Annotated in this window: 17 protein-coding genes, 2 tRNA genes and 1 pseudogene; 8 read left to right on the forward strand and 12 right to left on the reverse strand. The window is 26.9% G+C overall.

Annotation, left to right across the window (positions count from 1 at the left end; translation table 11 throughout):
• Positions 1 to 25: 25 nt before the first annotated feature.
• Positions 26 to 1,540 (forward strand): lysine--tRNA ligase, encoded by a 1,515-nt coding sequence (gene lysS / locus DM815_RS01735; RefSeq protein ID WP_110508904.1) that lies wholly within the window; start codon positions 26 to 28, stop codon positions 1,538 to 1,540.
• Positions 1,541 to 1,551: 11 nt separating this feature from the next.
• Here the strand turns inward: lysS and DM815_RS01740 are convergent, their stop codons facing one another.
• Together DM815_RS01740 and rsmG are read right to left on the reverse strand one after the other, a co-directional pair.
• On the reverse strand, positions 1,552 to 2,511 hold the full coding sequence (locus DM815_RS01740) for an amidohydrolase family protein (RefSeq protein ID WP_110508906.1): 960 nt from the start codon (positions 2,509 to 2,511) through the stop codon (positions 1,552 to 1,554).
• A gap of 39 nt (positions 2,512 to 2,550) precedes the next feature.
• Entirely contained in the window at positions 2,551 to 3,171 is a 621-nt protein-coding gene (gene rsmG / locus DM815_RS01745; RefSeq protein WP_110509400.1) for a 16S rRNA (guanine(527)-N(7))-methyltransferase RsmG, read from the reverse strand.
• Between the two features lie 56 nt (positions 3,172 to 3,227).
• On the opposite strand from rsmG, the gene DM815_RS01750 reads away from it, so the two are divergent.
• A complete protein-coding gene (locus DM815_RS01750) occupies positions 3,228 to 4,424 on the forward strand; it encodes a pyridoxal phosphate-dependent aminotransferase (protein ID WP_110509402.1) in 1,197 nt (398 codons plus the stop codon).
• Positions 4,425 to 4,433: 9 nt separating this feature from the next.
• On the opposite strand, the gene DM815_RS01755 is transcribed toward DM815_RS01750, so the two are convergent.
• The 4 genes and pseudogenes from DM815_RS01755 to DM815_RS01770 form a co-directional block, all read right to left on the reverse strand.
• Positions 4,434 to 4,510, reverse strand: a tRNA-His gene (locus DM815_RS01755).
• 49 nt (positions 4,511 to 4,559) lie between these two features.
• Positions 4,560 to 5,623 (reverse strand): annotated as a pseudogene (locus DM815_RS01760) (diphosphomevalonate/mevalonate 3,5-bisphosphate decarboxylase family protein).
• Positions 5,624 to 5,659: 36 nt separating this feature from the next.
• The gene (locus DM815_RS01765; RefSeq protein WP_110508908.1) at positions 5,660 to 7,069 is read right to left on the reverse strand and encodes a dicarboxylate/amino acid:cation symporter; all 1,410 of its coding nucleotides are present in this window, start codon (positions 7,067 to 7,069) and stop codon (positions 5,660 to 5,662) included.
• 38 nt (positions 7,070 to 7,107) lie between these two features.
• Positions 7,108 to 7,178, reverse strand: a tRNA-Gln gene (locus DM815_RS01770).
• Between the two features lie 232 nt (positions 7,179 to 7,410).
• Here DM815_RS01770 and rpsP point away from each other — a divergent pair.
• Positions 7,411 to 7,749, forward strand: a complete 339-nt coding sequence (rpsP, locus tag DM815_RS01775; RefSeq protein ID WP_110509404.1) for a 30S ribosomal protein S16 — start codon at positions 7,411 to 7,413, stop codon at positions 7,747 to 7,749.
• 38 nt (positions 7,750 to 7,787) lie between these two features.
• Here rpsP and truB read toward each other — a convergent pair whose 3' ends face one another.
• From truB to gyrB, 3 genes are read right to left on the reverse strand one after another with little or no spacing between them, the layout of a single operon-like run.
• Entirely contained in the window at positions 7,788 to 8,453 is a 666-nt protein-coding gene (truB, locus tag DM815_RS01780) for a tRNA pseudouridine(55) synthase TruB (RefSeq protein ID WP_410491983.1), read from the reverse strand.
• Positions 8,453 to 9,301: an undecaprenyl-diphosphate phosphatase gene (locus DM815_RS01785; protein WP_110508912.1), complete on the reverse strand. Its 849-nt coding sequence runs from the start codon at positions 9,299 to 9,301 to the stop codon at positions 8,453 to 8,455. The genes truB and DM815_RS01785 overlap by 1 nt, the downstream gene beginning before the upstream one ends.
• A 10-nt stretch (positions 9,302 to 9,311) precedes the next feature.
• On the reverse strand, positions 9,312 to 11,246 hold the full coding sequence (gyrB, locus tag DM815_RS01790) for a DNA topoisomerase (ATP-hydrolyzing) subunit B (RefSeq protein ID WP_110508914.1): 1,935 nt from the start codon (positions 11,244 to 11,246) through the stop codon (positions 9,312 to 9,314).
• Positions 11,247 to 11,346: 100 nt separating this feature from the next.
• Here gyrB and argH point away from each other — a divergent pair, with 100 nt between their 5' ends.
• On the forward strand, positions 11,347 to 12,687 hold the full coding sequence (gene argH / locus DM815_RS01795) for an argininosuccinate lyase (RefSeq protein WP_110508916.1): 1,341 nt from the start codon (positions 11,347 to 11,349) through the stop codon (positions 12,685 to 12,687).
• Between the two features lie 10 nt (positions 12,688 to 12,697).
• Here argH and trmD read toward each other — a convergent pair whose 3' ends face one another.
• Positions 12,698 to 13,354: a tRNA (guanosine(37)-N1)-methyltransferase TrmD gene (gene trmD / locus DM815_RS01800; RefSeq protein ID WP_110508918.1), complete on the reverse strand. Its 657-nt coding sequence runs from the start codon at positions 13,352 to 13,354 to the stop codon at positions 12,698 to 12,700.
• Positions 13,355 to 13,437: 83 nt separating this feature from the next.
• On the opposite strand from trmD, the gene der reads away from it, so the two are divergent.
• The 3 genes from der (at position 13,438) to DM815_RS01815 (ending at position 17,851) form a co-directional block, all read left to right on the forward strand.
• The gene (der, locus tag DM815_RS01805) at positions 13,438 to 14,760 is read left to right on the forward strand and encodes a ribosome biogenesis GTPase Der (protein ID WP_110508920.1); all 1,323 of its coding nucleotides are present in this window, start codon (positions 13,438 to 13,440) and stop codon (positions 14,758 to 14,760) included.
• Positions 14,761 to 14,808: 48 nt separating this feature from the next.
• Positions 14,809 to 15,411, forward strand: a complete 603-nt coding sequence (gene ruvA / locus DM815_RS01810) for a Holliday junction branch migration protein RuvA (RefSeq protein WP_110508922.1) — start codon at positions 14,809 to 14,811, stop codon at positions 15,409 to 15,411.
• A gap of 112 nt (positions 15,412 to 15,523) precedes the next feature.
• Positions 15,524 to 17,851: an inorganic phosphate transporter gene (locus DM815_RS01815; RefSeq protein ID WP_110508924.1), complete on the forward strand. Its 2,328-nt coding sequence runs from the start codon at positions 15,524 to 15,526 to the stop codon at positions 17,849 to 17,851.
• Between the two features lie 295 nt (positions 17,852 to 18,146).
• Here the strand turns inward: DM815_RS01815 and DM815_RS03185 are convergent, their stop codons facing one another.
• Both DM815_RS03185 and DM815_RS01825 read right to left on the reverse strand, forming a co-directional pair.
• Positions 18,147 to 18,296 carry a hypothetical protein gene (locus DM815_RS03185; RefSeq protein ID WP_235609992.1) on the reverse strand — a complete coding sequence of 50 codons (150 nt, stop codon included), beginning with the start codon at positions 18,294 to 18,296 and terminating at the stop codon, positions 18,147 to 18,149.
• A gap of 4 nt (positions 18,297 to 18,300) precedes the next feature.
• A complete protein-coding gene (locus DM815_RS01825; protein WP_317046294.1) occupies positions 18,301 to 18,816 on the reverse strand; it encodes a CvpA family protein in 516 nt (171 codons plus the stop codon).
• 43 nt (positions 18,817 to 18,859) lie between these two features.
• Between DM815_RS01825 and DM815_RS01830 the strand changes: the two genes are divergently transcribed.
• The gene (locus DM815_RS01830) at positions 18,860 to 19,231 is read left to right on the forward strand and encodes a hypothetical protein (protein WP_110508928.1); all 372 of its coding nucleotides are present in this window, start codon (positions 18,860 to 18,862) and stop codon (positions 19,229 to 19,231) included.
• The last annotated feature ends 20 nt before the right edge of the window (positions 19,232 to 19,251 follow it).

Raw genomic sequence — 19,251 nt, forward strand, 5'->3', positions numbered from 1 at the left:
ACAATTCTCTGCATGAAATATTTTTATGCCTAATTTATCAGAACAACAAATTATACGTAGAAAAAAATTAAATCAACTAAGACTATTAGGGATAAATCCTTATCCTCCAGAGGAATATTTCATTAAAAACACTATTTTTGATATAAAAAAAAATTTTATAGAAAAAGACCCCATAAGCATAGCTGGACGTTTAATACGTTTGAGAATTTTAGGAAAAGCTTCGTTTGGAGAAATGAAAGACCACACGGGATGTATACAAATATACTTTAATAAGAATCATTTTTACTCAGAAAAAATGGGAAAAGAGGAATCCTACAATATTCTTTTAAAAAAACTTATAGATATAGGAGACATTATTGGAGTGAAAGGTCTTTTATTTAAGACAAAAATGGATGAAATTACTATACATGTCCATAGATTAACTATTTTATCTAAATCTTTACGACCATTGCCACAAGTAAAAATAGATAAAAATAAAAAAATATATGATGCTTTTTCTAATACAGAACAACGTTATCGCATGCGTTATGTAGATCTTATTGTGAATGATCATGTTAGAAAAATTTTCTTAAAACGGACTCGTATAATACGAGAAATTAGAAATTTCTTAGACGATAAAGGTTATTTAGAAGTGGATACTCCTATTCTACAATCTATTCCAGGTGGAGCTGTAGCTCGTCCTTTTATTACCTATCATAATTCACTTGGAATTCCATTGTATTTACGTATTGCTAATGAACTTTATTTAAAAAGACTAATAATTGGTGGATTTCACGGAGTCTATGAATTTTCTAAAAATTTTAGAAATGAAGGAATGGATCGTATTCATAATCCAGAATTTACTGTATTAGAACTTTATGTTGCTTATAAAGATTATTATTGGATGATGAAATTTACAGAAGAACTTATGAAGTGTATTTACAAAAAAGTTCAAAAAGAGGATAAGGACATTTTAATAGAAAAAAATAGTATTAATTTTAAAACTCCATTTCCACGAATCCCTATATTGGATTCTATTCAAACACATACTGGATTTGATCTTAGAGATATGGAAGAGGAAGAGTTAAGAAAAGTTTGTAAAAAATTGCATATAGAGATGGAGGAAAATATAAAAATTAGCAAAGCTAAAATGATTGAAAACATTTTTGAAGAAAAATGCGAAAAAAATTACATAAATCCTACTTACATTATCGATTTTCCTATAGAAATGAGCCCTTTAACGAAAAAACATCGTCATAAAAAAAATTTGTCAGAACGTTTTGAACTTCTTATAAACGGACAAGAAATTGCTAATTCTTATTCAGAACTTAATGATCCTATAGATCAACTTGATCGTTTTAGAGAACAAATAAAATTATCCGAAAAAAATACAGATGAATCTATGTTTCTTGATAAAGATTTTATACGAGCTTTAGAATTTGGTATGCCTCCTACTGCAGGTATTGGAATTGGAATAGACCGATTGGTCATGTTATTTACGAATAAAAGTTCTATTCAAGAAGTATTATTTTTTCCGCAAATGCGACCAGAAAAGAAATAAAATAAATAGGTCTATTCTAAACCTAATACTTTTAATCCGTTTTTTGTAGAAATTTCAACCAAATGGTCTATGTCATAATAATGACAAGCTTCTAACATAACTCGTAATTCTATCCAAAGATTTCCATCAGAAAAAGGTTTGTATATATCGCATATATTATCTGTTCCAAAAGCCACTATAATTCCTTCAGGAATCATTTCATCTACTGGAGTAATAGAATTATGGCTAGGTGTCAACCGTTCACTTCTAGTATGGTCAATCCAAGCAATAGGACAAGATATTACCATTAAATTAGCTTTTTTCATTAATCTATATATTTCATAACGATATTTTCTATCATGTGCTGCTAAAGAAATACTATGTATGGCTACTACCTTTCCTTGCATACCATGTTCAATAGTTTTTTTTGCTAGTTTTTCAGTTTCTTTTTCTTCACTTGTATTAAATTGATCTACATGTACATGTACTAATTTTCCCTTTTTTTTAGCTGTTTTTAATAATACATCTAGATGTTCATTTTCTTTTCCATAATCTTTAGCAGGTAATCCACCAATGATATCTACAAATTCTACTGATTTATCGAACCAATATTTAGATTTTTTATTCAAAACCCCTTTAAGTAGTTGATTTGCAAAACGAATATGGATTGAATTTCCATAATTATTTCTCAATTTTTTAGCAGCTTTTAATGCCCGGTCTTCAATAATTTCATCCACATCAATAAAAGTACATAAAGCTTGTGTCCCTTGTTTTAAAAAGTATTCCAAAGCTTTTTCCATTCTAATATAAATGTCTTCTTCTGTAGCTAAACGTTTCATTTCATCAACTAAATACCATTTTTTATTAAGGGAATAATAAGAATATTTAAAATTTTTTTTCGTTAGAGTATAAGCTCTATCCAAGTGAGAATGCGCATTTACCCATCCTCCTTTTTTTTTTACTTTTTCAATAAAATTTTTTTTAGGATTCATCTTTATTTTTTTTAATTGGTATTTTATAATAAAAAAATCTTAAATATTGGAAATCCAAATAACTTTTTTGGTAATGAAAAATGGTTCTCTAAAATAATTCATTAGAGGATATTCTACCGCATGAGGAAATTTTTCTAATTCTTTAGAAAGGTCACCTCCTTTTAGATATAAGGATCCATTTTTAATTATATAGTTGGATTTGTATCTAAATTTATTTTTTATCCATTTTTGAGTTTTGGATATTTTTGTTACAAATCTGCTAACCACGAAATCAAATCTATATTCTAATTTTTCTGCACGTATACAAATAGCATGTGCATTTTTTAATTGTAGATCATAGATTATTTTCTCTACAATTTTAATTTTTTTTCTAATGGAATCAACCAATATAAATTTTGTATTAGGAAAAATTATAGATAAAGGGATCCCTGGAAATCCACCTCCTGTACCTAAATCCATAACAAAGGATCCAGGGTAAAAAGGAAAAACTTTAGCAATTCCTAAACAAAAAAGAACATGCTGTTGATAAAAATTATAGAATGTTTTTCTAGAAAGAAGATTGACATAAGTATTCCAATATTCATATAAATTTTTTAAAGAATATAATTGATGTATTTGATGATCCAATAGATTTGGAAAATACTTTTTAATTAATTCCATATGGATAAATGAATACAAATTTATTTAGATTTGCAATCATTTCAAATTATCTATCCATGAAAAATAGATTATTATCCAAACGTTTACAAAATATATCTTATTCGCAAACTTTAGCTATGTCTAATAAAGCTAGAAAATTAAAAAATAAAGGGTATGATATTATTAACTTAAGTTTGGGAGAACCAAATTTTTATCCACCAAATTTTGTTTTAAACGATGCTAAAAAAGCTATTGATGAAGGGCTCTATCATTACTATACTCCCGTATCTGGATATTTAGAACTTAGAGAAGTAATATGCAAAAAATTTTATCGTGATAATGGATTGAAATATTTTCCATCTCAGATTGTGGTTTCTACTGGTGGAAAACAATCTATTATGAATGTTCTTTTATCTTTACTTAATCGAAAGGATGAAGTTATTATTCCAGCACCCTATTGGGTAAGTTATTATCAAATGGTGAAATTATGTGAAGCGATTCCTGTGATTATTCCAACAATTATGGAAAAAAATTTTAAAATTAATCCAAAAAATTTAGAAGAATCTATTACACCAAAAACAAAATTATTTATTTTAAATACACCATGTAATCCTACAGGAAGTGTTTACTCTTATAAAGAATTAAAAAATTTAGTAGATATTTTTAAGAGACATCCAAAAATAATTATTCTTTCTGATGAAATTTATGAACACATTTGTTACTCAGGAAAACATATTAGTATTGCCAGTTTTACTGATATTTATGATAGAGTAATAACCCTAAATGGATTATCTAAAGCTTTCTCTATGACTGGATGGAGAATTGGGTATATTGGAGCTCCGGAATGGATTGCTAAGTCTTGTGATAAAATACAGGGACAAATAACTTCTTGTGCTAATTCTATCGCACAACGTGCAGCTATTTCTGCATTAAACGCTTCACCAATTGAAATAGAATATATGATCAAGGAGTTTAAAAAAAGAAGAAATTTAGTTTTGGATATGATGAAGGAAATTCCTGAATTTCAAATAATAAATAAACCAAATGGAGCTTTTTATGTATTTCCAAAAGTTTCAGATCTTTTTGGAAAAAAGTTCCATGGAAGAATTATTAAAAATTCGGAGGATTTATCTTCTTTTTTTCTTGAAAAAGCTCAAGTTTCCACTGTTAGTGGAAGTGCTTTTGGGGATAATGAATGTTTACGTATTTCTTATGCTTCCACAGAAGATAAAATTATAGAAGCCCTTACAAGGATAAAAAAAGTATTAAATTAATTTAATTTTGGGTGGAAGACCGGATTCGAACCGGCGCCCCTCAGAACCACAATCTGATGCTCTAAACCAACTGAGCTACATCCACCATTTATTCGTGTATAGTAATACTCTAACAAATATAGACAATCAATTAATTTATTGACAAAAACTTTCTATAATTTTTTTGCAATAATAGATAAGATCACTATATATCCACCTTATTATGGCCTCTCTTTCTTGAATAGGATACAAAAGGTGAACATTTGCACCTGCATCTAGTGTAAAATAGATGTTTTTTTTGCTTTGTTTTCTAAAATCCCATACTTTATGAAGTACGTGAAGGGTATTCGGTCTCATCCATAAAAAATAGGGATTAGAGGTCATGATCATAGCATGAAGATTTAAAGATTCATGTTCTATTAATTCTCCAAATTTTGTAAAATCTCCTATTTTTAATATGGATATCAGTCTATCCATATTTCTATTAGCACATTTTAATCTTTCCTTAGCATAAGGATGGTTATTCATTAATTGATGTCCTTTTGAACTTAAAATTTTTTTAGGTTCTTCATCTATTACCAAAATAGTATCCCCCATTTTTGTAAATATTGGGTGTATCTTATAGGGATAAGGGATAGAATAAAGATTATTACTCCCTTTTATTGATTTATGTTTTCCCCAAACTACAAGTCCAGGATATATAGATCTACAAGCACTTCCAGATCCTAATCTAGCTAAAAAAGAAGCTTTTTTTAAAAAAAAATCTTCTTTTAAAGAAGAATCTAATTTTTTTTCTATTTCCATAATACATAAAGCTAAAGCGCTCATGGAAGAAGCAGAAGAAGCAATTCCACTACTGTGTGGAAAAGTATTATCGGTTTTTATAACAAAATTAAAATATCGCAAATAAGAACAATAAAATGATATTCTATGAAAAAATTCCAAAATTTTGGGAAGAAAATTAGTTTTTTCTTTTCCAGAAAAGAAAATTCTTATAGATCTTTTTTTTTTTTATCTCTAAGATGATAAATTAGTCTTGTTACCGTGTAAACCTCTCCTAGAGAATAACTAATAGACGAATTCAACGGTATTTGAATTTTATTTTTTTGTTTCCCCCAATATTTTATTAGAGCTATGTTTGAATGGCTCTTTTTGGTTACTACTCCATTTGAAACTATAGAATAGTTTTTTTTCTTATAAAAGAAACAATTACTTTTCAAAAGTTCTGTAAAAAAATACGATTAAATTTATTAACTTTATAAACCGTTATCACGGTTTTTTTTTATATAATCTAACATTTTTTCATCATCTAATTCTCCTTCGGAACGAGCAATGACGCAACTAGCTAATCCGTTTCCTATAACATTTACGGTAGTACGAGCCATATCCATTAATTCATCTATTCCTATAATCGCTAATATAGGCCAAGTAGGTAGACCAAAAGAAGAAACAGTTGCTAAAAGAATTACTAAAGAGGCTCTAGGGACTCCAGCCACACCTTTACTAGTTAAAATTAAAGTTAAACCTATAAATATTTGCTGACTAAAACTTAAAGGGATTCCAGAAGCTTGCGCTACAAAAACAGTGGCTAAAGATAAATAAAGAGTAGTTCCATCTAAGTTAAAGCTATAACCTGTAGGAATCACAAAAGCAATAATTTTCCTTGGAACACCTAATTTTTCTAAATTTTCCATAAGAAGGGGTAAAGCAGATTCGGAACTTGTAGTGGCAAACGCTAATGATACAGGCTCCATTAAAGCTTTTACAAATCCCCTTAAAGGAACTTTAATCCATAAAAGAATGGGAAATAAAACCACTATCAAAAATATTAACAAAGCAATATAAAGTGTAAATAATAACTGAAAAAGATTATATAATATATCCAAACCCATATGTCCTACTGTATAAGCTATAGCAGAACCGACTCCGATAGGGGCAAAATACATGATTATCTTAGTAAATTTAAACATGATCTCTGAAATACTCTCTGTAAATGACAATATAGGTCTACGTTTTTTTTCATCTAAAAAAAGCATAGATATTCCGAAAATTACGGAAAAAACAACAATAGGCAATACATCTCCATGATATATAGATTTAATGAAATTTTCTGGAAATACGTGAAGAATGGTATCTTGCCAAGTTTTACTTTCTACTTTTGGAAATTGATGTGAAGTTATTCCTGAAGGCATAACAATTCCCACTCCAGCTTGAGAAACATTAATGGCAATAAGACCAATGAACAAGGCTAAAGTAGTAACTATTTCGAAATACAATAAGGATTTCCACCCCATACTTCCTAATTGTTTAATGTTAGAGTGACTGGCTATACCAACTACCAAAGTGGAAAATAATATTGGAGCTATAATAGTTTTTATAAGTCTCAAAAATATTTGAGATAAAAATCTCAATTCTACAGCAATTTCAGGGTGATCTATACCGAATTCTATTCCTATGATTATGGATAATAAGATCCAAGTGGTTAAGTCTTTTTTCAAAAAAGCATAAAATATGAAAATAGAAATAACGAAATATCTAAACAGGCAAAGAGTTAATTTATCTAATCCAAAAAAGTTTTTTGATAAGTGAATAAACACGTATGCGAAAAAACTTAAAAATGCTATTAGTAAAATTTTTTCTTTTTTTACTTTCATTCCAATACTCATTTTGTAAAATTCAACATCTATAAAAGGATAATCGGTAACAGACCCGTAGGGACTCGAACCCCAACTAACAGAACCAAAATCTGCTGTGCTACCGTTACACAACGGGTCTATGAAAAATGTAAATATATACCATTTTTTTTCAAAAACATTACAATTATGGATAAGGATATTTTTTGGGATGATAGGATCCATCTAGAAAATTTACGAATAGACTCCCATATAAAATAGGAAAAAAAATTAGTTAGTATATTAGAAAGGGAAAAAACGATATTTTGAATAGATTAAAAAAAAATTTTTTTAGAATATAAGTTTTTTTGATCATTACCAGAATTCATCAAATTATGTCTGTAAAAATACGTTTAAAAAGAATTGGAAAAAAACATAGGCCTATTTACCATATAGTTGTAGCCGATTCTCGTTCCCCACGAAATGGGAAATTTATTGAAAAAATAGGGACTTATAATCCTAATACGAATCCTCCTTCAACAGTATTAAAAATGAAAAATGCTGTATCATGGTTGATCAAAGGGGCACAACCTACTGATACGGTAAGATCCATTTTTTCTAAAAATGGAGTATTACTAAAAAAACATTTATTAGAAGGAGTTAAAAGAGGAGGATTAAGTGAGGAAGAAGTTCATCAAAAATTTCATATTTGGAAAAATAAGAACTTATCATAGAGGATATAGAAAGAGAACATGGTAATTTTATTTTAAAGTTATAGTTCCATAGAAGAATCTTTTATAGAAAAGGGGCCTATACGTTCTCTTCTTAAAGAAAGAAGATAGGCACCACTTTTTATCTCTATTCCGAAATCTTGGGCTATAGATCGAATATAAGTTCCTTTTCCACATTCTATAAAAAATTTGATATAGGGTATTCCAATTTTTAGGATATGAAATTTATAAATTTTTACTCGTCTAGGTTTCATATTTTTTATTTTTTCCCCTTTTCTAGCATATTCATAAAATCTCTTTCCTTCTATTTTTAATGCTGAAAAATAGGGTGGAAATTGATCTATTTCACCAATAAATTTTTGAGATATTTTTTGAATAAGTTCAGAATTTATGTGGGAGGTAGAAGAAAAATTATATTCTTTTGTTTCTGAATCAAAAGATGGAGTGACACATCCCATTTTTATAATACCTGTATAAGTTTTCTTATAATTTTGAATAGAATCTACTTTTTTTGTGTATTTTCCTGTAAGAATAATTAAAAGACCTGTAGCAAGAGGATCTAGAGTTCCAGCATGTCCTATTTTTATTCTATTATAAAAACCAATCATTTTTTTCTTAATTCTTTTAACTACTTCAAAAGAAGTCCATCCCCAAGGTTTATCTATTAATAAGAGCTTCCCATTTTCAAATTCTGAAAAATTTTTTATCAAAGCTTTTCAATTGGTTTAATAAAATAATGTATCATAATGAATAGAAGGCCCAAAATAATTCTATAATATCCGAATATTTTAAAATTATTTTTTTTTAGATAGGACATAAAGCATTTTATGGATAAAATTCCTGTAATAAAAGCTACTATATTTCCAACTAATAATAATTTTATATCTTCTTGTAAAAAAAATTTATTATCTATAAAAAATCTACGAAAATTAAATGAAAAACTGAAATACTTGAATTGAAAGTAATGGTCAAATAATTTTTTACATGTAGCAATGAAAATAATAGGAAAAGATAAAAAAAAAGAAAATTCAATAGCCTTTTTTCTTTTAATGTTTTGTAACATACAAGATACTATAGTAGTCGCACTTCTAGATACTCCAGGAATAATAGAAAAACATTGACCTAATCCAATAATAAAAGCTTTAAAATAAGTTATTCTGTAATCTTTTTTTTTAGAAAAATTTTTTTCATAAAAATTTTCCACTATCAAAATAACTATTCCTCCTATAAAAAGAGAAATAGATACCATAAGTGGATTTTCTAAAAAAAAATTTATTTTATTTTTTAATAAAAAACCAAAAATAAATATGGGGAAACTAGCTATAAAAATCTTTAAATAAAAATCCCATTTTTGAAAAAAAAACTTTTTTCCATATAAAAAAACTAACGAAAAAATAGCTCCAAGTTGAACAGATATTAGAAATAATTTTGTTATCTTTTTCTCTAGAATTCCCATTAAGGAAGATGCAAGTATCATATGTCCTGTAGAAGAAATAGGAAAAAACTCTGTAATTCCTTCAATAATTCCTAATAGGATTGACTGAATATAATTCATAAATTATTAACTAAACATCAATTTTTGCATGTATCGCATTTTTTTCTATGAAATTTCTACGTGGTGGAACTTCATCACCCATAAGAATGGAGAATATTTTATCTGCCTCCGAAATATTTTCTATATTAATCTTTCGTAAGGTTCTTTTTTTAGGATTCATAGTCGTTTCCCAAAGTTGTTCTGCATTCATTTCTCCTAATCCTTTGTAACGTTGTATGTTGACCTTATTTCTCCTTCCTCCTAATTTATGAATAATATTTTCTCTTTCTTGATCACTCCAAGCGTATTGAGAACGATTACCTTTTCGGATTAAATAAAGTGGAGGCGTAGCAATATAAATATGTCCTTTTTCTATTAATGGTTTCATATAACGAAAAAATAAGGTTAAAATCAAAGTAGAAATATGACTACCATCTATATCCGCATCTGTCATAATAATAATTTTATTGTATCTAAGTTTTTTTATATTTAAATTTTTTTTATTTTCTTCTTTCTCAATAAAAACTCCTAAAGAGGTAAATATATTTATTATTTCCTCATTTTCAAATATCTTATACTCCATTGCTTTTTCTACATTTAGAATTTTTCCTCGTAAAGGTAATATAGCTTGAAAATTTCTATCTCTACCTTGTTTAGCAGTACCCCCTGCAGAATCTCCTTCTACCAAATAAATTTCGCAATTTTCTGGATCATTGAATGAGCAGTCAGCTAATTTTCCAGGTAAAATATTATTGTAGATTGGATTTTTTTTTTGGATCAATTCTCGCGCTTTTTTGGATGCTTGACGAGCTTTAGCCGCTAATATTACTTTATCGATAATCTTTTTTCTATCATTAGGGTTTTCTTCTAGATAACTGTTCAACCTTTCCCCAACAAATTTTTCTACAATTCCTCCTACTTCATGATTGCTTAATTTTGTTTTAGTTTGTCCTTCAAATTTTGGTTCCATAACTCTTATAGAAAGAATAACTGTAATTCCTTCTCGAAAATCATCTCCCGTAAATTCTATTTTATCTTTGTTGGATAAAAGGCCATATCCATCAGTGTATTTCTTTAACGTTCGGGTTAAGGCTCTTCGAAATCCAGAAAGATGAGTTCCTCCATCATAAGTATGAATATTATTAACATAAGAATAAATTCTTTCTTTGAAAGAAGTATTGTATTGCATAGCTACTTCTATAATGGTATTTTCTTTCTCCCCTTCAAAAGAAATAATATTTTTTGTTAAGGATTCTTGATTTTTATCTAGAATAGAAAGATATTCTTTTAATCCATTTTTAGAGAAAAAGTATTCTTTTTTTTGGATTTCTATGTTATTCCTTTCGTCTTTTAAAAATAAGTGTAGTCCTTTATTTAGAAAAGATAATTCTTGCAAACGTGTGAATAATATGTTATAATCATATGTTATAGAACTAAAAATAGAATTATCAGCTATATAATATATTTTGGTCCCTCTCTTATTAGTGTTTCCTAAACACTTTACATCATAAAGGGCTTTTCCTTTAAAATATTCCTGTTGGTAAATTTTTCCGTTACGATAAATGGTAACAATAAGGGTTCTAGATAAGGCATTTACACAGGAAATTCCTACACCATGTAATCCTCCAGAAACTTTATAGGAATTTTTATCAAATTTTCCACCTGCTCCAATTTTAGTCATTACCACTTCAAGAGCTGATTTTCCTTCTTTTTTATGAATTTCTATTGGAATTCCACGACCATTATCAATAACTGTAATAAATCCATTTTTATGAATTGTAACCAATATTCTATTACAAAAACCTGCTAAGGATTCATCTACAGAATTATCTATCACTTCGTAGACCAAATGATGTAAGCCTCTCATCCCTATGTCTCCAATGTACATGGAAGGTCTCATCCTTATATGTTCAATTCCTTCTAAAGATTGTATACTATCTGCAGTATAATCTGTTTTTTTACTCATAATTACGAATTTTATTAGAAATTTTTTCTAAAAAATTTATAGTTTTATATTTGATTTATCTATTTGATAAAGATAGAAAAAATATAAAAAATGTGATCACGTGAAAATTGGGAAAAAAGAGACTAATAGAGAAATAGAAAATTTTACCTCAGGGAAAGATTCGGAATTGGATCTACTTTTAGCTCCACATGATATCATTGGAACGATAGCTCATGTGATTATGTTAGAAAGTATTGGATTATTATCTAAAAAAGATTTAGAAATTTTAATTAAGGAATTACGTTACATTTATATAAACGAAATACTAACAAATAATTTTCAAATAGATGAAGGGATAGAAGATGTTCATTCTCAAGTAGAATTTTTGTTAACCCATCGATTAGGAGAAGTAGGAAAAAAAATTCATAGTGGAAGATCTAGAAATGATCAAATATTGGTAGATTTAAAACTTTTTATTCGTACAGAAATCAAAGAAATTGTATCAATGGTTTATTCTTTTTTTGATTTATTATTACAATTAAGTGAAAAATATAAAAATATATTAATGCCTGGTTATACACATTATCAAATTGCAATGCCTTCTTCTTTTGGACTTTGGTTTGCTGCATATGCAGAGAGTTTGATAGATGATATGTTATTAATTAGCACCGCTTATAGTATTACCAATAAAAATCCTTTAGGTTCCGCAGCTGGTTATGGATCTACTTTCCCTTTAAATAGAACAATGACAACGGAATTATTAGGATTTGAAAATTTAAATTATAATGTTATATATGCTCAAATGGGACGAGGGAAAATGGAAAGAATAGTTACAGAAGCCATTGCTTCTTTAGCAAATACTTTGGGTAAAATGTCTCAAGATATTTGCTTATATTTGAGCCAAAATTTCAATTTTATTAGTTTTCCTGATTTTCTTACTACTGGATCAAGCATCATGCCTCATAAGAAAAATCCAGATGTTTTTGAACTTATAAGAGCTAAATGTAATAGAATCTCTTCATTCCCAAATGAAATTTCTTTGATTTCATCTAATTTGTGTTCTGGATACCATAGAGATTTTCAAATAATTAAAGAAAGATTTTTACCTATTTTTGATGAATTAAAAAAATGTTTTTCTATATTTAGGTATATGTTAAATCATATCGTAATTAGAAATGATATTCTTCAAGAGGATAAGTATAAATACTTATTCAGTGTAGAAGTAGTCCATAAACTTGTAAAAGAAGGAATGTCATTTAGAGAAGCTTATAAGAAAGTTGGTTCTAATATAGAAAATGGATGTTTTGAACCCTTTACGATGGGAATTTATTCTCATGAAGGAAGTATAGGTAATTTATGTAATCAAAACATTCGGAAAATGATGCAAGACGTAATAAAAAAAATTGATTTAGAAAAAATTAACAAGGTTATAGAACGATTAATTTATGGAATAAAAACTTAGAATTTAAAAATCAAATTTTTTTTTTCAGGATAGATTTTTTATAGAACCAATCTTTTATTTTTTGATGATGTCCAGATAAAAGTATTCTGGGTACAGATAGGCCTTTATAAATGAGTGGACGAGTGTAAAGAGGGGGAGGAGGTATAGATCCAATTTGAAACGTATCTGTAATCATAGAATCTGGATTATTTAGTACTCCAGGTAACAATCTAGTTACAGCCTCTACTACAACAGCAGCGGCTAATTCTCCTCCAGATAAAACATAAGGACCAATAGATATTTCTTTGGAAATTAAGTTTTCTCGGATTCTTTGATCAATACCTTTGTAACGACCACAAAGAATAATAATATTTTTTTTACAAGAAAATTCATAAGCATATTTTTGTGAAAAAATATTTCCATCAGGAGTCATAAAAATTTTTTCATCATAATTTCTTTCTGAAAAAAGTTTATGGAAACACCGATATACAGGTTCTATTCTAATAACCATACCGGATCCTCCTCCATAAGGATAATCATCTACTTTTTTACGTTTTCCTAAACCATATTTTCGTAAATCATGAAGATAAATTTCTATGATTTTTTTATTTATAGCTCTTTTAATAATAGAATTTGAAAAGGGCCCCTTGAGTATTTCAGGAATAACGCTAACAATATCTATACGCATTTTTTTTAGTAATATACACTTTGACTAAGAATCTATGAATGAAAATAGTTAAAAAATTCTACCTTTGTGAATAATTTTTAAGAATGAGTTACCTAGTTTCCATAGTAGGACGTACGAATGTAGGAAAATCAACTTTATTTAACCGTATTATAGGACAAAGGAAAGCTATAGTTCATGGTCAAAGTGGAGTAACGAGAGATAGAATTTATGGAGATTCTGAATGGAATGGAGTCCATTTTTCTGTAGTAGATACAGGAGGTTATAATCCCCCCAATAATACAGATATAATCGATACAGAAATCAGAAAGCAAATTTTAATAGCTGTAAAAGATTCTGATGCCATTTTGTTTTTAGTGGATATGAAAATAGGTCTACTCGATCTAGATATCGAAATTTCTCAAATACTTAGAAGATGTAAAAAATCAATTTTATTAGTAGTGAATAAAGTAGATAACGGAAAAAATCTATATCATGATACAGATTTTTTCCGTTTAGGATTCAATAACTATTATTGTATATCCGCTATAAATGGAAGTGGAACTGGAGAAATGTTGGATAGATTAATAGAAATATTGAAAGGATTAGTAGAAAAAAAAGTAGAGAAAGGGGAGGGATTTCCACGTTTTTCTGTAATTGGGCGACCCAACGTAGGAAAATCTACATTAATTAACTCTTTTTTAGATAAAAACCATCATATTGTCACAAATATTTCTGGTACCACAAGAGATAGTCTAGATGTTTTCTACAAAAAATTTGGATATAAATGTATTTTAGTTGATACCCCTGGAGTTAGAAAAAAATCAAAAATAAGTGAAAGTATTGAATTTTATTCTACTATGAAAACGGTGAGAACTATTAAATACACAGATATTTGTTTTTTGATGGTAGATGCGGTTCGTGGATGGGAATCACAAGATAGAAATATTTTTAGATTGATTGAAAAAAATCAAAAAGGGGTCATAATTCTTATTAACAAATGGGATTTATTACATAATAATAAAAATTTTTCTATACAGAAAAATTTCGAAATTTTTATTAAAAAAAACATTGCTCCATTTGACAATGTTCCCATACTTTTTATATCGGCTAAAAATAAGGATGGAATATATAATATTATACCCATAGCTTATCATATTTTTAGAAAACGAAAAGAAAGATTAAAAACGAATTTATTAAATAGAGTTATGTTACCCCTTTTTAAAAAAAATCCTCCTCCTACTATCAAAAAAAAATTGATTAAAATCAAATATTGTACTCAATTGCCTACATATACACCAAAATTTATTTTTTTTTCTAATTACCCTCAGTATATAAAAGAATCTTATAAAAGATTTATTGAAAATAAAATTCGTTATCACTTCGATTTCATAGGAGTTCCTATACAAATTTTTTTCAGAAAAAAATAATTTTTTTATAATTGATCTATTTATTTACTTAGTGGTTTTGATAAAATAGTGATAACACATTTAAGAGGAAAATTAATCGAAAGGGATCAATCTTATTTAATAATAGATTGTAACGGAATAGGATATTATATTCATATATCCTCGTCTACTTATTCTTCTTTTTTATTAAAAAAAGTAGAAGAGGAAATCTATATATATACTTATCTTTTTATAAAGGAAAATAAACATGTTTTGTATGGTTTTTTTGATAGAATAGAAAGGAAAATATTTTCTCATTTGATATCTGTAAATGGGATAGGACCAAATTCTGCTATAACATTGTTATCTTCATTAACTCCATATGAAATAGAAAAATCTATTTCTAAAGAAGATACAGAAGTATTTAAAAGTATTAAGGGAATCGGTATAAAAACAGCTCATAGAATTATAATAGAACTTAAAGATAAAATAGGTCTTCTTTCTAAAAAAGGAAAAGATGTTACATTATTCGATAAAAATACACCATCCATTATAAAAAAAGAAGCTTTAAGGGCTTTGATTGTATTGGGTTTTTCTCCTAAAGAATCTAAAAAAGTTTTAGAGGATCTTTTAGAGAAAAATCCAAAATTTACTGTAGAAAATTTAATCAAAGATTCTTTAAAAAAATTGTAAGATCGTAAATTATTATTTTCAATTTATAATTGATGAAAAAAAAACAAACTCTAAAAATAATATATTTTTGTTTTTTTCGTGAAATTGATTAATTAATATTTACCTCTTTATTATGAAAATTTTTTATCCATCAATTATAGTCATTCTTTTTATATTATCTATTTTCGATCTTATTGTAGGGTTGATTAACGATGCCGTAAATTTTCTTAATTCCGCTATTGGATCTAAAGTAGCTTCTCGTAAGACTATCATTATTTTTGCTAGTTTAGGTATTCTATTGGGAGCTTTTTTATCTAGTAGAATGATGGAAATAGCAAGAAAAGGTATTTTTGATCCGTCTTATTTTTATTTTTCAGATCTTATTTTTATTTTTTTAGCAGTTATGATATCCGATATTATTTTATTGGATATTTTTAACACTTTAGGGTTGCCAACCTCTACTACAGTATCAATGGTTTTTTGTTTATTAGGAGGAGCCTTCAGTATTTCCATGATAAAAATTTCTTCTCCATTAAGTAATGAACCCCTTCATCATTTAAGTCAATACATTAAAGCGGAAAAAACATTGACAATTGGTATAGGAATTTTTTTATCTATTATAATTTCTTTTTTTTCTGGTGCCTTTATTCACTATTTTATACGGATTTTATTAAGTTTTGAATATAAAAGTAGATTAAAATATGCAGGAGTTATATGGGCCTCTATTTCATTGAGTAGTATGACTTATTTTTTGATTGTAAGAGGACTTCATAGTACTTTACAAGGATCCATGTATGATAATTTATCAGTACAATCCCTATTGATTCCACATTTTATAAAGTGGATCCATCATAATTTTTTTTTCTTTTTTATTTTATTATTTACAACTTGGATTATTGTGTCTAAAGTATTTGTTTTTTTAGGATATAATATATTAAAATTTGTCGTATTATATGGAACATTTTCTTTAGCTATGGCTTTTGCAGGAAATGATCTAGTAAATTTCATAGGAGTTCCTATAGCTAGTATACAATCTTATAACATATGGAAAGAAGCAGGAAGTCCTCCTGCAGAAGGATTCAATATGAAAAGTTTATCTGGAAATGTACAGATTCCATCTTTTGTTCTGATATTTTCAGGTATAATTATGATATTAACACTTTGGTTTTCTAAAAAAACAAAAACCATTACCAGCACGGAAATTAATTTAAGTAGACAAAATGAAGGAAACGAAAAATTTTTATCCAATTCTTTTGCAAGAGGAATCGTTCGGTTTTTTTTATTTTTCGGAAATAAATTTTTTAATTTATTTCCGAAACGATTTCTTGTTAAAATAGAAAAAAATTTTAAGAAAAAAATCCAAAAAGAGGAAAATATTTCTGAGGAAAATATTGCTTTTGATCTGGTTAGAGCTTCTTCTAATTTAACTATATCTAGTATATTGATCTCTATAGCTACCGTTAAGAATCTTCCCCTATCTACTACTTTTGTCACTTTTATGGTCTCTATGGGGACTTCTCTTTCAGATAGAGCGTGGGATAGAGAAAGTGCTGTTTATCGAATATCAGGAGTTTTAAAAGTTATAAGGGGATGGTTTTTAACAGGGGTTATAGCATTCACCATGGCAGGAATTATAGCCTATTTTTTGTATTTTATAAAGGTATGGGCACTTATATTTTTTATTTTTTTAATGGTATTGGTTTTTTACAAAAGTTATAAAAAATATCAAAAAATACAATATCAAAAAGTTGAAGAGGAAAAAACTATTTTTGGTATAATAGGATGGATAAATTTAAACAAAAGTTCCGAAAGTTCGGATATTTTAGAACCTATGCTCAAATCTATAGAACTTATTTACAAAAATAGTATAGAAGGAATTACTAAAGAAAACTTGAAACCCCTTAAAGATAGCAGAAAAAACTTTTTAAAAGTAAAAGAAAATTTTACGTATATACAGAACTCTTTGATTAGAGTTATAAAAAAAACGAGGAATAGTGACCCTATTTTTGGAAGACTTTATATACGTATATACAACAAAATTAAAGAAATATTGGAATCCGAAGATATTATTACCAATTGCACTTTATTTCATGTAATTAATAGCCATAACCCTTTAAAATACAATCAAAAAAAGAATTTGCTTACACTTGAACATTTGATGATGGAATATTTCAGTATTCTAAAAAAAATTATTATAAATAGAAATTGTAAATATGTTAGCCATACAATAAAAATTAATATTCTAAAAAAGATTGAGGAACAAATAAATCAACAGGTGAAGGGAATTATCCATAAAAAATATGGGACTAAAAATACATTATTAATGTTAGACGTTCTTATCCAATCAAAAAAGATTACAGAGAATATAGAAGATCTTATCCTATTATATAAAAATTTTTTATCCCATATTTCTTCAAAAAGAGACACTTCCATTTTAGTTCTAAAAAATATAAAAATTTAAAAGGTCATCATATTGCATCCTCGTCGTACATCTATCTGATAAATCCATTCTTCCTAACACTTCAAATTCCTCGTCATTTCTTCTTTTCCTAAATTATTGGTAGAAATAAAAGAAAAAGATAAATAATTGGATAAATCAATAATATCAATTCCATCAATTTTATTGTTTTTTTTTCTATATGAAGAAAAGAAAAGAATCTTTTTGGTCTCGTATGTATACTTTCATCCAAGGTTTACATAGAAATATACCGTTTTTTTTTCATATTCTTGTGAGAAAGTAATTCTTTCATTCCATATTACGAATGAATATCTTTTACACGAAAACCATTTTTTAAAAGATGATGTAATTCTTTTCGAATTATTTTTTTTTTACCCCTTTCATTCATCCTTTCTCCATGATTATAATATTCTTTTTTTATATTTTCCTTATTTTTTTTAAAGTTCATTTTATTAAATTTGAAAATATAACTCTTCCAATTTTTTAAAAAAGAACTGGGGTCCTTTTCTATATATGGAGAAAATATATTGAAATTCTTTTTCAAAAGAATTTTGAAAAAAATGATAAGGAATTAAATTTATTTTTTCATTTACTTCTTTAAGTAAAAGAATACATATTGATAGATAAAAAAAATATTTTATTAATCCTAATATACCACCTAACCATTTTTCAATAGGTTGTATCCATGTAATTATAAAAAAAAATTCTAGAATTTTTTTAGTTAAAAAAGCTGTTAAAATTATCAAAAAAAATGAAATTATTATAGAATAACCAATAAAAAAAGGTTCTTTATTACTCCCATTTACTTTTTTTGGTAATATTTCTGAAACTAAGTAAAATATATCGATACCTTTATATATCAATATAAAAAATATCATGAATACAAATAACTGAGACAATAACCCTTTTTTATAACCATGATATCCACCATATAAAAGGGTAATCAGAATAATTATATCTGTGATCATCATCATAAATATTCTTATTTTTCTAGTAAGCTAATAACATAACATGAAAAAAGAATTTATACGAGAATTTCATATTAATTGGAATAAAGTAATTGTATATATACAAAATCATTTTTACATAAAAGAAAAAATTAATCCTATTGGGATTATTTACCTTATAGGTATTCAAGTTCTAGGCAAAGGTATAAATAGATTTTTTAAAAGAGAAGAAAAAATAAATATTTTGCATATTGCAATATGTAGAATTTTAGAACCTTTTGGTTATTACGTATTTATTGGTAGGGATCGAGAAGGATGGCCACATTATTTATTGAAAAAAAATTATTCCTTTTTAAAAAAGGAAGAAAAATATTTTTTAATTAAAAAAGCAATCATTCGTTATATGATTGAAGAAAATATTCTTGATGATATTTAGAAAAATAAATAATCATATTT

The sequence above is a fragment of the Blattabacterium sp. (Cryptocercus kyebangensis) genome (assembly GCF_003226855.1).
Lineage (GTDB): Bacteria > Bacteroidota > Bacteroidia > Flavobacteriales > Blattabacteriaceae > Blattabacterium.